15 protein-coding genes and 1 tRNA gene are annotated in these 13,904 nt (G+C 56.6%); 10 read left to right on the forward strand and 6 right to left on the reverse strand.

What is annotated here, in order from left to right:
• The first annotated feature begins 198 nt into the window (after positions 1-198).
• The 3 genes from H151_RS0107825 to H151_RS0107835 all read left to right on the forward strand — a co-directional run bounded on the left by H151_RS0107825 (position 199) and on the right by H151_RS0107835 (position 1,987).
• On the forward strand, positions 199-768 hold the full coding sequence (locus tag H151_RS0107825) for an HNH endonuclease (RefSeq protein WP_019961101.1): 570 nt from the start codon (positions 199-201) through the stop codon (positions 766-768).
• A 30-nt stretch (positions 769-798) separates the two neighbouring features.
• Entirely contained in the window at positions 799-1,218 is a 420-nt protein-coding gene (locus H151_RS0107830; RefSeq protein WP_019961102.1) for a DUF4260 domain-containing protein, read from the forward strand.
• A gap of 145 nt (positions 1,219-1,363) precedes the next feature.
• Positions 1,364-1,987 carry a TetR/AcrR family transcriptional regulator gene (locus tag H151_RS0107835; protein WP_019961103.1) on the forward strand — a complete coding sequence of 208 codons (624 nt, stop codon included), beginning with the start codon at positions 1,364-1,366 and terminating at the stop codon, positions 1,985-1,987.
• Here H151_RS0107835 and H151_RS0107840 read toward each other — a convergent pair.
• The 3 genes from H151_RS0107840 to H151_RS0107850 form a co-directional block, all read right to left on the reverse strand.
• Positions 1,984-2,562: a demethoxyubiquinone hydroxylase family protein gene (locus H151_RS0107840; protein WP_019961104.1), complete on the reverse strand. Its 579-nt coding sequence runs from the start codon at positions 2,560-2,562 to the stop codon at positions 1,984-1,986. The two genes, H151_RS0107835 and H151_RS0107840, sit on opposite strands and share 4 nt — an antisense overlap.
• A 9-nt stretch (positions 2,563-2,571) precedes the next feature.
• Positions 2,572-3,096, reverse strand: coding sequence for a disulfide bond formation protein B (locus tag H151_RS0107845; RefSeq protein ID WP_019961105.1), 525 nt, complete (start codon positions 3,094-3,096; stop codon positions 2,572-2,574).
• A gap of 73 nt (positions 3,097-3,169) precedes the next feature.
• Complete coding sequence (locus H151_RS0107850; protein ID WP_019961106.1) at positions 3,170-3,808, reverse strand: exopolysaccharide biosynthesis protein; 639 nt, start codon at positions 3,806-3,808, stop codon at positions 3,170-3,172.
• Positions 3,809-3,989: 181 nt separating this feature from the next.
• Here H151_RS0107850 and H151_RS0107855 point away from each other — a divergent pair, with 181 nt between their 5' ends.
• The 5 genes from H151_RS0107855 (at position 3,990) to H151_RS0107880 (ending at position 6,812) form a co-directional block, all read left to right on the forward strand.
• Complete coding sequence (locus H151_RS0107855) at positions 3,990-5,360, forward strand: MFS transporter (protein WP_019961107.1); 1,371 nt, start codon at positions 3,990-3,992, stop codon at positions 5,358-5,360.
• 129 nt (positions 5,361-5,489) lie between these two features.
• Positions 5,490-5,574, forward strand: a tRNA-Leu gene (locus H151_RS0107860).
• Between the two features lie 126 nt (positions 5,575-5,700).
• Positions 5,701-6,012: an autorepressor SdpR family transcription factor gene (locus H151_RS15875; protein ID WP_051088959.1), complete on the forward strand. Its 312-nt coding sequence runs from the start codon at positions 5,701-5,703 to the stop codon at positions 6,010-6,012.
• A gap of 89 nt (positions 6,013-6,101) precedes the next feature.
• On the forward strand, positions 6,102-6,593 hold the full coding sequence (locus tag H151_RS17020; protein ID WP_156823418.1) for a hypothetical protein: 492 nt from the start codon (positions 6,102-6,104) through the stop codon (positions 6,591-6,593).
• Positions 6,594-6,617: 24 nt separating this feature from the next.
• Positions 6,618-6,812 (forward strand): hypothetical protein, encoded by a 195-nt coding sequence (locus H151_RS0107880; RefSeq protein WP_019961110.1) that lies wholly within the window; start codon positions 6,618-6,620, stop codon positions 6,810-6,812.
• Here the strand turns inward: H151_RS0107880 and H151_RS0107885 are convergent.
• Complete coding sequence (locus H151_RS0107885) at positions 6,809-7,552, reverse strand: FkbM family methyltransferase (RefSeq protein WP_019961111.1); 744 nt, start codon at positions 7,550-7,552, stop codon at positions 6,809-6,811. The two genes, H151_RS0107880 and H151_RS0107885, sit on opposite strands and share 4 nt — an antisense overlap.
• A 156-nt stretch (positions 7,553-7,708) precedes the next feature.
• On the opposite strand from H151_RS0107885, the gene H151_RS15880 reads away from it, so the two are divergent.
• A complete protein-coding gene (locus tag H151_RS15880; protein WP_019961112.1) occupies positions 7,709-8,773 on the forward strand; it encodes a glycoside hydrolase family 5 protein in 1,065 nt (354 codons plus the stop codon).
• Here H151_RS15880 and cydC read toward each other — a convergent pair.
• Together cydC and cydD are read right to left on the reverse strand one after the other, a co-directional pair.
• Positions 8,762-10,426 (reverse strand): thiol reductant ABC exporter subunit CydC, encoded by a 1,665-nt coding sequence (cydC, locus tag H151_RS0107895; RefSeq protein ID WP_019961113.1) that lies wholly within the window; start codon positions 10,424-10,426, stop codon positions 8,762-8,764. The genes H151_RS15880 and cydC overlap by 12 nt on opposite strands.
• Positions 10,423-12,144 (reverse strand): thiol reductant ABC exporter subunit CydD, encoded by a 1,722-nt coding sequence (gene cydD, locus H151_RS0107900; RefSeq protein WP_019961114.1) that lies wholly within the window; start codon positions 12,142-12,144, stop codon positions 10,423-10,425. Before cydD ends, cydC begins: the two co-directional genes overlap by 4 nt.
• Positions 12,145-12,317: 173 nt before the next feature.
• Between cydD and H151_RS15885 the strand changes: the two genes are divergently transcribed.
• A complete protein-coding gene (locus tag H151_RS15885; RefSeq protein ID WP_156823419.1) occupies positions 12,318-13,892 on the forward strand; it encodes a cytochrome ubiquinol oxidase subunit I in 1,575 nt (524 codons plus the stop codon).
• Positions 13,893-13,904: the final 12 nt, after the last annotated feature.

Raw genomic sequence — 13,904 nt, forward strand, 5'->3', positions numbered from 1 at the left:
TCGAAAACATGACGTAAAGCTGTCATAGCGCTGTCATGCAAAAGCCTGTAAATTAGGCCTAGCCGAATACTTGAGTGTGTGATTCGTTGTGTAATCAGGCCCTGTAAAGTTTAGGGAGGCGCGTCTTCTGGACGTTTAGTTCACATACGCCCCGGTTGCGAAGGCCTTGTTTGCCTTTGTTATCTATGGGAGGTCCCCATGCTTGTTAGCACGCAAGCCCCTGATGACCTTCGCTGTCTGGTTTTAAACGCAGACTATCAGCCGCTTTCCTATTACCCGCTTTCGACCTGGCCCTGGCAAGAAGCCGTAAAAGCCGTATTTTTAGAACGCGTTGACGTCATTTCACAATATGACCGTCCGATCCGTTCTCCCAGTTTTGAAATGCCCGCGCCCTCGGTCGTTGCGCTGCGCGATTTTGTCGCCCAAGACCGCCCCCCCGCTTTTACCCGCTTCAATGTCTTTCTGCGCGATGGCTTCCAATGTCAGTATTGCGGCGCGGATGATCTACATGCTTTGACCTTTGACCATGTGATCCCGCGCTCTAAAGGCGGCTTGACCTCTTGGGATAATATCGTGGCGGCCTGTTCGCCGTGTAATCTCAAAAAAGGGGGGCGCAATCCGCGCGAAGCTAAAATGCCATTGATCACCGGCATGCCGCAGCGGCCCTCAATCCACAAGCTACAGGCCGAAGGGCGACGCTTCCCGCCGAAATATCTCCACAAATCCTGGATCGACTATCTTTACTGGGATATCGAGCTGGAAAGCTGATATCATCGTGAGGCTTTGGTGGGGGGCGACATGAGCGATATCGTGTGTGATCCAAAGGCTGTGCCGGTACGCGGCGGGATGAAATTGACCTTACGCCTTGAAGGGCTGGGCGTTTTGGCGCTGTCGATCGCCATGTTCGCGCAGTTTGATTGGCCGTGGTGGATTTATATCGCGGCCTTTGTACTGCCAGATTTGTCCTTTTTGGGTTATTTTGCGGGGGCTCGGATCGGCGCAATCGCCTATAATGCTGCCCACAGCTATATCGGCCCGATCCTTTTGGCTGCGATGGGTATGGGGCTATATCCGCAGGTTTTGCCTGCGGTCTTGATTTGGGCGGGCCATATCGGATTTGATCGTATGCTGGGCTATGGTCTTAAATCCATTGCGGGATTTCGCTATACTCATTTGGGCCTGATCGGGCGCAACAAAGCCCCCGCCGACCCGGCCTAAATCCTCGTCTTGATGAAGATGCGAAGCGTTGAAGGTCTTTGCAGCGCTTTGGGCTTTTGGCGTGCATGGCAAATCACGCTTAACTAAGGCCTACCTTGACTCATACAAACTAGTTGGTATGTTTTGAGCGATCAGGAGAGCCCTTATGTCGTCACGTCCAACATCCAAGCCTGCGCGCGGAACGGCGCGCGATGCTCTGCTTGACGCAGCTTTGGCGGTGTTTCGCGAAAAGGGCTATAGCGCGACCAGCGTGGATGATGTGTGCGCGCGCGCGGGTGTCACCAAGGGCGCTTTCTTCCATCATTTCAAATCGAAGGAAGAGCTGGGCCAAGCTGCGGCGGAGTTTTGGGGCACTATGACGGGGGAGGTGTTTCGCACTGCACCCTATCACGATCCGGCCGATCCGTTAGAGCGGGTTTTGGCCTATATCGATTTCCGCAAAGCCTTGTTACAGGGCGAAATCGCAGAAATCACCTGCGTCGCGGGCACGATGGTTCAAGAAACTTACCAGACCAGCCCGGCCATTCGTGCGGCCTGTGAAAAGACGATTTATGGCCATGTCGAGACTTTGGTGGCCGATATAGAGGCCGCGCGCGAGGCCTATGCGATCACGGATACACGCTGGAGCGCCCAGGGTTTGGCCGCGCACACCCAAACCGTTCTGCAAGGGGCCTTCATCATGGCCAAGGCGCGCAATGATGTCGCCATCGCGCAAGACAGCGTTGATCATTTGCGCCGCTATGTGGAGATGCTGTTTAAGCGTGCTTAGACCTTGCTGGTGACCGCGATGGCGATTTTGCACCCGGTTTTGATAAGGGCGCTGAGGAGGGGATAACCCACAGCCTGCTGGGCGCCTTCATCAATGGCCAGCTCTTTATGGGCGGTTTCTTCGGCCTGGAAGGTGGCAAATTGTTCGGCCAGCTCGCTCTCGCCATAGAGTTTCAAGCGCTCGACCTGTTCGCCATAATGGCCTTCGATCACGCTTTCGACGGCCTCGGTGCAGGCGTGGGCGGCTTTCTCACCCATCAGTGCCGTGCCCGCGCCCAAGAGAAAGCCCGCCATATTGCACAAGGGGGCCAGAGCCGTCGGGCGGCTGTCCCGCGCAAAAATCAAGCGATCAAAGGCTTCTAAATGGTGCTGCTCATCGGCTTCCATATGGGTCAGCTGCGCGGCGATCCGCGCCTTGTGCGCCAGGCGGCCAAAAATGGCGCGCTGGCCGCGATAGATCTGCACCGCGCCATATTCCCCGGCATGATCAACGCGGATCATGGCCTTTACATCATCATTTGGTCGGCGCGAGCCGGGACGTTTGATGATCTTGCGAGCGGGGTGAGCGGTGGTCATGGCGAAGCCTTATTTCGTGGAGCGATTGCGCCAGCCTATATAAGCACTCATCACGCTTAGGCCCAAGGACACAAGTGCATTATATCCGGCCATGGAAACGCCAAACATCACCCAAGCGGCTTCATCGCATAACGGAATATGCTGGGCGCGGTCTAAGGACGCACTGAGGTCTTCAAGTGATAAAGTCCCGACATTGCCGCCGGTACAGGATGCCGGTCCGGCCCACCATTTATACTCAATCCCCGCATGGCGCGTGGCATAGAGAAACCCGGCCAGGAAGATCAGAGCCAAAATGAAACACGCCGCCGGGCCATGGCGCTTAAGATCGGTTTTGATCTGGCTGAGGCCATAATAACCCAGCCCCAAGACCAGGCTGGCGACATGGATCCAACGATGAGCATAACACATCGGGCAGGGCAGATACCCCCCAATATATTCAAAGCCAAAGGCGCTTAACAGAACCAATCCCGAGGCGAGACCGGCAAACAGCGGCCAATCTTGCGCGCTGAAGATATCAAAACGATGTTTCATCATGGCTTGGACTTTATCCTGACTTTATGGCGCGATGCGAGGGTTATGACGCAGACCTCGCGCGCTTGTGATGGGCTTAGCCCATGCCCAGCAAGCCTTTGATGAAGTCTTTGAGGATATCGACAAAAGCTGGGCCTAAAATGACAAATCCACCGACCAGGAGAACGATCCAGATGAGGCCCAGCATCACACCCAAAAAGATCAAAATGCCGTCACGGGTGATCAAGCCCAAGGCGGCAATCGCCAAACCAATGCCCGGCGTTGAATTGGTAAGGGGCAGGGGCACCAGGATAGAGGCGCAAAAGAGTGTAAAGATACCGCCCAGAACCCGCTCCATCGTTGGGCCGGAGAGGAAAAGAAAGCGCGGCCGGGCCAAAGCCTCTAGCCAGCCAAACCATTTGCGCGCGCCCGAGGCCATGCGCTCCAGCCCGGCTTTATCGAGTGTGCGGGTTTTAAACTTTTCCGGCATCCAGGGCTCGGATTTCCCCAGCATCATCTGAACGGACAGGGCCATCATCGGCAGAGCGACAATCTGGGGGATGCCATAAAGAAAAGGAATACACACCGGAATAGCCAGCGCGAACAGGACAACACCAAAGGCGCGCTCACCCAGGGCTTGGGTAAATTGACCCAAGCTGAGGCCGGTTTCAGGGGCAGTCTGGGCGACCGTTTCCAAAGTGGCGATCAATCCGCCGGTTGAGCCTTCGTTCGACATAAATCCCCCTCTCAAAGTGTGCGTGACCATACGCTTAAGGCCTTCAAGAGGTCTAGCGACATTGTTGAGGCAATTCGTTTTTACGCAGTTCGAGCGATGAGGCCTCATCGTATGGAGGCGCGCTTCATAAAGGCGTCACAGCCATTAGGTAGAGCCTATTATTTTTGGGGGCGATAAATTTATGACAACAGATCGTCACGCTTTATCTCAGGCTAATATTGTGGGTTATGCGTCGGGCAATTTCGGGAAGAATATTCTCTGGAATACGCTGGAAATTTTTCTAATTTTTTATTTAACCGATATTTTAGGGGTTAATCCGGCCAAAGCGGGGCTGATCGTTTTATTGAGCGTGATCTGGGATGCGTTGCTTGATCCCCTTGTCGCGGTGTCGGCAGATAAGACCCAAAGCCGGTGGGGCAAATATGGGCCCTACATCATGATAGGGGCTCCACTGGCGAGTTTAAGCTTTATGGCCATTTTTCTGATGGGCCATTGGGGGTTATCTATGCCCTTTTTTGTGGTCGTGGCCATGATCATGGTGTTCCGCATGGCATACACCATTATTGATCTTCCCCATAATGCGTTGATTGCGCGTGTTACACGTGACGGCCATGTCCGATCACGCATTGCCATTACGCGTTTCATGTTTAGTGCAACGGGAAGTTTCACCCTGTCTATAGCCTCAATTGCTATTTTTTCAGCGCCCACCCCGCAAGGCCAGGCTGAGAATTTTCTGATCTTTGCCTATATCGCTGCCCTTTTATCCTTGGGCGCGATGTGGGTGTCATGGTTCAGTGTGCGCCGCTTTGATATTGAGGGGCCAGCGGGACAGATTAATCTTGTCGATATACCGCGCGCTTTGGGGGTGGTTCTACGTCATCGCAATGGCTTGATTGTCTTATCCCTGGCTTTTATCAGTGGAATGTCTTTGCCCATATTTGGCCGTATGCTGAGTTATTATTCAAAATACTACCTGGATGATTTTAACTATCAATGGGCGGTTTGGCCCAGCATGATTGATCTAGACGTAGTGATCAGCACCCAAAACTGTGTCGGCTATGCCTTAGCCGCCTTGATGATGGGGCAGTTTCTTTTCTCATTCGTTTTATTGCGGGGGGCAAAATATTTGACTAAAGCCCAAATTTTGCGGCTTTCTCATGGAATTATTGTGATGGCGATGATTATATTTGCGGTTTGGCCACCTCATCGATTGTGGGGACTGGTCAGTATTGCATTTATTGTGGGATTGGGGTCCGCCGGAATTTGGTCGGTGATCTGGGGTATGGCCCCGGACATTGTCGATCAGATTGAAAGCCAGTACGGATTTCGTCCCGAAGGTATGTTCATCGGGTGTACGATTGTCTTTATGAAACTCGCCAATGGCTTGGGTAATGGCCTGATGGGGGCCAGCTTGGATGCTCTGGGCTATGTTGCCAATGCTGTGCAGAGCCCCCTGACCCTAAAGGGCCTACATATCATCAGTTGGGGTTGGCCGATATTGGGCAGTGTGGCCTGTATCGGCCTGTTACAGATCTATCGCGAAGGGCGTTAGACCTTATTTGACTTGAGTTTAAGCCCTCACCAGGACGCGACTGCAAAACACTGGAAAATTTGCGCAGTGCGCCGTTGACTTTCAAAGGGCTTCAGGGCAATTTCCCGGCCTTCTTGGGGCGCACCCCAAGCCTCTGTGGCGGAATTGGTAGACGCGCCGGATTCAAAATCCGGTTCCTTCGGGAGTGACAGTTCGAGTCTGTCCAGAGGCACCATTATTTTCTTTAAAAATAATCGTTATCTCGTTTCGCTACCTGTTTTCGGCGGATTGCGCGCTGTCATGTTTAAAGCGGCCTGTGTCAATCTTGACATCATTTAGATGATTAGCTAAGTATCTAGGTATGAGCCGTGTTTTTAAAGCCCTTTCTGATCCGACCCGACGACGGGTGTTGGAGCTATTGCGAGAAGGTCCGCTGAGCGCAGGGGAGTTGGCCGAGCACTTTAACGTCTCCAAGCCCACCATGTCGGCGCATTTCGCGGTTCTGCGTGAGGCAGATTTGATCACCAGTGAGAAGCGCGGCAAATCCGTGCTCTATCATCTCAACATGTCGGTGCTGGAAGAGGCTTTGATGGGGTTCGCTGAAGTCTTCGGCTTGGATGTGAGCGTCAAAACGCGCATCGGCGCAGCACATCGCGATGGAGCATCGTCATGATTTTTCTGATCTTTCCCGTCTTTTTTATCCTCTTTAAGATGCTAGCTTCATTCTTGGTGTCGTGCCAGGGGGCTTATGATTTTAAGACTATGGATGTCTTGGGCGTAATCGGGGTGGCTTTGGTGTTCATGGCGTTACTGGTCGGGGAAATCCGTGCGCGAGCCCACACGCCTTCGCCGCGGGGCGGACTTCACAGTCTGCGAAGCTCTGCCATGGGCGCGATGATCATTCTGGGTTGTGCGCTGGGCGCATCCTTGTTCAAGGATTTGGGGCTTTGGGACGGTGAGCAGGTGACGCGCAGCGCCGGTATTGTTTTGGGCTTTGTTTTGATGGTGACGGGTAATTATCTACCGAAAGCCCCCGTTAAAGCTTGCACACAAGCCCAAAGCCGGCTGGCTTTACGCGCCCAACGCCGGGTGGGGCAGATTTTTCTGGCCGTCGGGGCTGTCTCTATCGTGATTTGGGTGGCCATGCCTTTGGCTTATGCGCCCAAAGTCACTTCAGGGTTGGGCCTGGTCACATTTGCACTGGCGATGATCTATGGCGTGCAATGTTGGCACGTTGAACGCCGTGGCGCTTAATCAAAACAGAAGGACACACACATCATGACTGCACGAGGCTTGATCCTTTTTCAAATCATCTTTGCCCTGGTGTGGGCGTTTGCGCTGATTATGGTCGCACAATTTTTCAGTTCGGATGTCGTGAACTGGCTGCTGGTCGGCTACGTGCTGACGAATGGTCTGGGCACAGCCTTTTTTGCGCGCCAGCAGAGTGAAGCGAAAGCGTGCGAAGACGCTTAGCGCTGTGGAGCGATATAAAGCGTATTGAGATCGCCCCACGCGCCGGGCTCGAGGTCAAGAGCGGGCGTAATCCGGGTGCGCGTCCAGCCCCAGCCCAGTAACACCTCATCGGCTTTGGGATTATTCTCCAAAAGAATATAGGGCTTATGGGTTTTGAGGGTGGCTTCGCCGCCCAGAAGCGCTTGAGCCTCGAAACCTTGAACATCAATTTTGATAAAGCTAGGCGCGAGATTGAAGCTATCCAAGGTGCGGATCTCACACACGGTTTCGCGGATGGCGAGCGCTTGGGGGTCAAAATTGGCGAGGGTCTCAGCGTTCAACCACGTGCTGGCTTCCTCGCGGGAAAAAGACGCTAAACCATCATAGACATAGCCGCGATAGGTCGGGGTGAAGAGGGGGATGTCGCGCGCCGCCTCGCCTAAGCCCACATTGTGAAGGTGCAGGCCGGGGGTGTTCCTATGGCGGCGTTCCAGTGCCGCAAACAAAGTCGGGTCGGGCTCAAAACTATGAAGCGGCGCGTGCGTGTTGAAAAGACGGATCGCATCAATGCTTTGGCCGCGATTAGCGCCGATGTCCACAATATCGCTGGCCGCCGGTAGGGTGAGTTGGGGCAGGATGGCAAAGTCACGCTCAAACGGGATTTTCAAGGTCTGGCGCACCGCGCGTTGCAGATCGGCCTTAGCGTTGGCGAGCGCGGGAAAGCGGCTTTGCAGGGCGCGGATATGGCGGGCAATCGACATGAGGTCATCCAAGGTTTGAAATATAGTGAAGCTCTAGCGGGTGAATGTTAATAAAGCACTGTTTTTTAAAAGATATAATTCAGTTTTCCGTAAAGTATTACGTAAGTGCTTTGCGCTATAAGGCTTTAAAAGTGTAGGGCGCAGTGGGATAAGTTTATGATCAAAACTGGCGTATTGGGGGCGTGTGCGGTGCTGATGCTCGCTAGCCTCAGCCCAGCCCAGGTCTTTCGCCTGGATGGCGATCAGGATTTACGCTGTAACGGCGCGAATGCCCGCAATGCGCTGTGCCAAAGCGTGGCCCAAAATCACGGCCCACAGGCACCATTTCAAAGCTGCATCAATCTGGGCGGGGCGCTGGAGGCGAATTTCGAAGGCGAATGGGGCTATCGCATTGAAGATGCTCACCTGCGCGAGATCGCAGCGGCGGGCTTCGAGGCGATCCGGGTGCCGATCCGCTGGAGTGCGCACGCCGGTGAAAGCGCGCCTTACACCATCGCGCCGGAGTTTTTCGCCCGCATAGACCATATTATCGAGACGGCGCTGGGTGAGGGCCTTCACGTCATCATCAATATCCATCATTTTGAAGCCTTTATGGCCGATCCTGAAGGGCAAGCGGCGCGCCTGGCCGCGTTCTGGACCCAAATCGCCCAGCATTATCGCGACCAGGATGATCGGGTGATCTTTGAGATTTTGAACGAGCCCTATGGCGCGGTGGATTATGACCGGGTCAATCAGATCAATGCCGATATGTTGGCGCTGATCCGGCGTGAAAACCCAACCCGCTGGGTGATTTTAAGCGCGGGCCATTGGAGCCATCTTGAGGGGCTGGAGGCGGTCATTCCACCGCGTGATGATCGTATTATGGCGACTTTCCACTATTATGACCCCTTCGAGTTTACCCATCAGGGCGCGCCCTGGACCAATGTGACACGCACAGGGGTGTGGTGGGGCGATGAGGATGATCGCGCGGCCATTCGCGCGGATATGGACCGCGCGGCCCAGTATGCGCGCCGCCACCAGGTCCCTGTTTTGATGGGCGAATTTGGTGTTTATAGGGGTGTTCCGCTGGGCCAGCGCGCGCAATGGACCAAGTTTGTGCGTCAATCGAGTGAGGCTGAAGGCCTCGCCTGGTGTCATTGGGATTTTGCCACGACCTTCCCAATTTATAATCAGGATGCGGATAGCTGGATCGTGCCCATGCGCGATAGCTTATTCGATTAAACGCCCGTCTTTCATAGTCAAAACCCGTTGCGCGCGCGTCAGCAAGGCTTTGCGGTGGGTGATCATCAGGCAGGACCGGCGTGGATCGGTGCTCAGCCATTGATCGAGCGCGATCATGAAATCGGCTTCGGTCTGGGGGTCCAGGCCCTCCGTCGGCTCATCGAGCAACAAGATTGGGGCATCCTTTAAGAAGGCGCGCGCCAGTGCCAGGCGCCGGCCTTGACCGCCAGACACCAGACGGCCCTGTTCGCCAATCCAGGTGGCGAGCCCATCGGGCATGGCGCGCACAAAATCGGCGGCGCGCGCCAACTCCAAGGCTTGCCATAGCTCGTCCTCGCTGGCGTCAGCTTTGGCGAGGCGTAGATTGGCCCGCACGGTTGTGGAGAGCAATTCTGCGCGCTGATCGACCAGGGCAAAACGATCGCGCCGATCGGTCAGGCTTAGGGCGCTTAAGGGCGTCCCACCCAGGGTCATCGTTCCACCTTCAGGGGCGTAAAACCCCATCAAAGCTTTGATGAGGCTGGACTTTCCAGATCCAGACTCGCCGATGATCGCGACGCGCTCGCCTTCCTTCAGGCTCAGGCTCACACCGTTAAGCGCGCGCAGGGATGTGCCCGGATAGGTGAGGCTCAAATTCTCGATATCCAGATCCCAATGCGCAGGCACAGAAGCAGGCCTTTGCGGATCTTCTACGGCGGGCGCGGTGATGGCGAGGGCGTTGAGGCGCTTTGCGGCGCTTTGAGTTTTGCCTAACACCTCCCCGGCGAGCACCAGGGGGGCGGCGGTTTCGAAGAGGCCAAAGGCGATAAATCCCGCCATGGCGGCCAGGGGCGCACTGGCCCCGCCCAAAGTCGCAAGCGCAATCCCGGCGCAGAAGGCCAGCGGGCTGGCAAAGCCTAACAGCGCGGCATTGATCAGGCCAAGATGGGCCATGCGGCGCTGGGCGTTGATCCATTGATCTGAGACGGTGGTGAGGCGCGCGAGCTGGCGTTCGGCTGCGCCATAGGCTTTTAACTCGGCCAGACCCGCGACCAGATCTTGAGCCTCGGCGCGGGTGGCTGCCGCGCTTGTGACATTGGCTTCGCCCAGATCGCGGCCAAAATGCGCCGCCAGCCGAGGCAGGATCACCGCGCAGAGGAGAAAGACGCCAATGACACCCGGCAGGGCCAGGGGGGCAAAAACGGCGAGCAAAATAGAGGCGACAAGCGCCGCAGCGCTGGCCGCGATGACCGGCGTGATCAAGCGCAGATAGAGCGTATCGAGCGCATCGACATCCTGCATGACGCGCGAGAGCATATCCCCGGCGCGCAGGCGGCTGATATGGGCCGGGGCCAGGGGTGCGGCGATGTCAAACACCCATAGGCGCAGGCGCGCGAGGATGCGGAAAGTGGCTTCATGGGTGGCGATCCGCTCGCCATAGCGTAGCGCCGTGCGGCCCATGGCAAAGCCGCGCACTCCGCCAGAGGCAAAGAAGAAGTTGAACGCCGCGCCAGCCCCAGCAAGGCCCGCCACACCGGCCGCCGTGATGAACCAGCCAGACAGCGCCATCAGACCTAAGCCGCTTAACACTGTAAGGGCGGCCAGTGCCGCGCCCAGGCGCAACCACCAGCGATCCGGGTGGGCCATCTTTAAGAAGGGCCAAAGATCCTTCATCCGTGGATCTCCCTTGAGGGGGCATGGGTCAGGGCGGTGAAATCAATGACCTGATCAGCCATCTCTCGAACGGCTTGCGAATGGGTGGCGATCAGAACTGTGCGCCCGGCCATAGCCGGTTTTAGCGCGGCTAAGAAGCGCGCTTCGCTATCACTATCCAAATGCGCGGTGGGCTCATCCAACAAGACCAGTTTTTTATCCAGCGCAATCGCGCGCGCCAGGGCGATGCGCTGGCCTTGGCCGCCGGAAAGGCCGCTTCCCTGTTCGCCCAAGGCGGTTTCGAACCCGGCTTCTAGCTGGGGCAGGAAATCCATAACGCCCGCAATGCGTGCGGCCTCATCGCGGCGCTGTGCGTTAAGGCCGGGATCAAACAGCGCGATATTGTCCTCAAGGCTGCCATGAAAAAGGCGCGGGCGCTGACCCATCCAGGCGGCCTGGCCCACTAAAGTCCCGTTCAGCCTTTGACCGTCAATTTCGATCACGCCTTCGCTTAAGGGGGCATAGCCTAAGAGCAGTTTAAGCGCGGTGGATTTGCCCACCCCCGATGGACCCCAGAGCGCGGTGATCGAGCCAGCGGGCACATCAAAGCTCAAATTGTCTAAACCCCGACGCCCATCTGAATAGACGCTGCCGACGCTATGAAAGCGCAAGGAGGGCGCGGTATGAAGGGTGAGGGGGGTATGGGGGGCGCCGCGCTCTTCAGCCTCGTCTTGCGCGAAGAGCGGATACAGCACGCTCGCGGCGGCTTCGGCATCGGCGCGGTCATGATAGGCGGCGGAAAACCGGCGCAGCGGCATAAAGAATTCTGGCGCGATGATAAGAAGGAATGCCCCCTTGGCCAGGGTCATGCCTTCGCCCCCGGTTCCAGCGGCCAGTGGCCATTCGCCCAGCAGGGAAAAGCCGACATAAACGGCGGTCGCGGCAACGCTGAGCGCGGCGAAAAACTCTAAAATCGCCGAGGACAGAAAGGCGAGGCGCAGGACTTTCATGGTGCGCAGGCGAAAATCTTCTGCCCCCTGGGCCAGGCCCTCGCGCTCGCGCGCAGCGGCGTTAAAGGCGTTGAGGGTTTCTAACGCGCCCAAGCGGTCTTGGAAGCGCCCGGCCAGACGCTGCAGCACATGCATCTGGTCTTTGCTGGCCTTGGCCGCGCTGATCCCGACCAGCGCCATAAACAGCGGTAACAGCGGCAGGCTGATCAACAGCACCAGACCGGCAATCCAGCTAGTGGCAAAGACGGGGATTAAAAGGACGATGGGCGCACCCATAATGACCGGCATTAAAGGTTTATAGCGCCCGAAATACCCGTCCAGCTTTTCCACCCCTTCCATCAAGGCACTCGAGAGTGCCCCGCTATCATGGCGCTCAGCAAAGCTGGGGCCTTTGGCGATCAAAGCCTTTGCGGCGCGCTGGCGCACATCGGCTTTGATCCGCAAGGCGGCTTCTTGTCCCGCACGCACTTCACCGGCCTGAAGGCCTGCACGAAGGAGCGCTAAGCCCAATGCGCTCGCCAGGGCGATCCAGGGCGATTGCCCGGTGATCAGGGCGTTGAGGGCTTGGGCGGCACAGGCGGCAAAGCCGGCAAAGGCGGCGTATTGTAAAATGCCCAGTAAGGAGCCCAGCCGCGACAGATTTGCGCCCGCGCGCGTCCAATCGCGCATCAGGGCTTTAATCTCGGCCTTGGTCGGGGCCTGGTCTTGGGTCTTTGGCGAAGCGGTCATTGGCCTTTGAATACACTTCCCTTGGGCCTTTGGCCTGCGGCGTGGTGCCTCATGTGACGAGACGGAGACTCTACAAAGCCTTGCGATAGGGCGATAAGGGGGCAACTGCAATGCTAAAGGGCACCTTGCGCTTTTATAGGCCAGGGGTGCGCGCTTTTCAAAAAGGGTATGGCATGATTGACATGGAATTGGTGGAGCTATCGCGTTGGCAATTTGCGCTGACGGCTCTCTACCACTTTTTATTCGTTCCCTTGACCTTGGGGCTTTCGGTCCTGCTGGCCATTATGGAAACGGTGTATGTGATGACCGGGCGCCAGGTCTGGCGCGACATGGTCAAATTCTGGGGCCTGCTCTTCGGGATCAATTTCGCCCTGGGGGTCTCCACCGGGATCACCATGGAATTCCAGTTCGGCATGAATTGGGCCTATTATTCGCACTATGTGGGCGATGTTTTTGGCGCACCGCTGGCCATTGAGGGCCTGATGGCCTTTTTCCTAGAGGCCACTTTGGTGGGCCTCTTCTTCTTCGGGTGGGATAGGATGAGTAAGGTCGGCCACTGGGCCGCGACCTGTTTCATGGCGATCGGGACCAATCTGTCGGCCCTGTGGATTTTGGTCGCCAATGGCTGGATGCAAAACCCGGTCGGGTCTGAATTCAATATCGACACCATGCGTATGGAGGTGACGGACTTTGCCGCGGTGATCTTCAATCCGGTCGCACAGGCAAAATTCGTCCATACCGTTTCGGCGGGCTATGTCATGGGCTCGGTCTTTGTGTTGGCGATTTCCGCGTTCTATCTTCTTAATCGGCGCCATCGCGGATTTGCGCGCCGCTCGATGACGGTGGCGTGTTCTTTCGGTCTGGCCTCGGCGCTCTCTGTGGTCGTGCTGGGTGATGAAAGCGGTTATGCGCTGACGGATAACCAGAAAATGAAGCTCGCCGCGCTTGAAGCGATGTGGGAAACCCATGATGCGCCTGCGCCTTTGACCCTGGTGGGCTTTCCCGACCGGGAAAATCATGAAACCCGCTTTGCGCTGGAAGTGCCCTGGGCGCTGGGCCTTATTTCAACCCGCTCCTTGGACGGGGAAGTCATCGGAATCTTGCCGCTGGTCGAGCATGCCGAGGAACGCATACGCTCCGGCCAGATTGCCATTGCCGCGATGGATGAGGTGCGCGCTGATCCGCAAAACCAAGCCGCGCGTGACCGCTTCGAAGCACATAAGCAAGACATGGGCTATGGCTTCTTGTTAAAGCGCTATATGACAGACGTTAGCCAAGCCACAGAGGCCGACATCGAAAAGGCCGCCTTTGATACCGTGCCCAATGTGGCGGTGATGTTCTGGAGTTTCCGGGTCATGGCCGGGATTGGCTTTTACTTTATCGCACTGTTTGCCACGGGTTTTGTGCTCTCCACCCTTCGCAAGCATGATACGCGCTGGTTCCTGCGCATTGCGCTCTTCTCCCTGCCGCTGCCTTGGCTCGCGGCGGAGCTGGGCTGGATCCTCGCCGAATATGGTCGCCAGCCTTGGTTGATCGAAGGCACTCTGCCGACCTTCCTGGGTGTTTCGGCGCTTAAGGCCAGCCAGGTCTGGATGACGATTGCGGGCTTTACCGCACTGTATGGCACGCTTGTCGTGGTTGAAGTGATGCTGATGGTGCGCCAGATCCGCAAAGGCCCCTATGAGCGTAAGCCTGTCTCTGACCTCTTGCCCGGTGATGACACCGTGGCTCCATTACCCGCTGAATAAGGAGGCGATCTG

The organism is Woodsholea maritima DSM 17123, assembly GCF_000382325.1.
Taxonomy (GTDB): Bacteria; Pseudomonadota; Alphaproteobacteria; order Caulobacterales; family Maricaulaceae; genus Woodsholea; species Woodsholea maritima.

Bases quoted from the DNA above. Each gene is read 5' to 3' on its own strand.
- H151_RS0107825 (WP_019961101.1), top strand. From the start codon at position 199: ATGCTTGTTAGCACGCAAGCCCCTGATGACCTTCGCTGTCTGGTTTTA.
- H151_RS0107830 (WP_019961102.1), top strand. From the start codon at position 799: ATGAGCGATATCGTGTGTGATCCAAAGGCTGTGCCGGTACGCGGCGGG.
- H151_RS0107835 (WP_019961103.1), top strand. From the start codon at position 1,364: ATGTCGTCACGTCCAACATCCAAGCCTGCGCGCGGAACGGCGCGCGAT.
- H151_RS0107840 (WP_019961104.1), bottom strand. From the start codon at position 2,562: ATGACCACCGCTCACCCCGCTCGCAAGATCATCAAACGTCCCGGCTCG.
- H151_RS0107845 (WP_019961105.1), bottom strand. From the start codon at position 3,096: ATGATGAAACATCGTTTTGATATCTTCAGCGCGCAAGATTGGCCGCTG.
- H151_RS0107850 (WP_019961106.1), bottom strand. From the start codon at position 3,808: ATGTCGAACGAAGGCTCAACCGGCGGATTGATCGCCACTTTGGAAACG.
- H151_RS0107855 (WP_019961107.1), top strand. From the start codon at position 3,990: ATGACAACAGATCGTCACGCTTTATCTCAGGCTAATATTGTGGGTTAT.
- H151_RS15875 (WP_051088959.1), top strand. From the start codon at position 5,701: ATGAGCCGTGTTTTTAAAGCCCTTTCTGATCCGACCCGACGACGGGTG.
- H151_RS17020 (WP_156823418.1), top strand. From the start codon at position 6,102: ATGGATGTCTTGGGCGTAATCGGGGTGGCTTTGGTGTTCATGGCGTTA.
- H151_RS0107880 (WP_019961110.1), top strand. From the start codon at position 6,618: ATGACTGCACGAGGCTTGATCCTTTTTCAAATCATCTTTGCCCTGGTG.
- H151_RS0107885 (WP_019961111.1), bottom strand. From the start codon at position 7,552: ATGTCGATTGCCCGCCATATCCGCGCCCTGCAAAGCCGCTTTCCCGCG.
- H151_RS15880 (WP_019961112.1), top strand. From the start codon at position 7,709: ATGATCAAAACTGGCGTATTGGGGGCGTGTGCGGTGCTGATGCTCGCT.
- cydC (WP_019961113.1), bottom strand. From the start codon at position 10,426: ATGAAGGATCTTTGGCCCTTCTTAAAGATGGCCCACCCGGATCGCTGG.
- cydD (WP_019961114.1), bottom strand. From the start codon at position 12,144: ATGACCGCTTCGCCAAAGACCCAAGACCAGGCCCCGACCAAGGCCGAG.
- H151_RS15885 (WP_156823419.1), top strand. From the start codon at position 12,318: ATGATTGACATGGAATTGGTGGAGCTATCGCGTTGGCAATTTGCGCTG.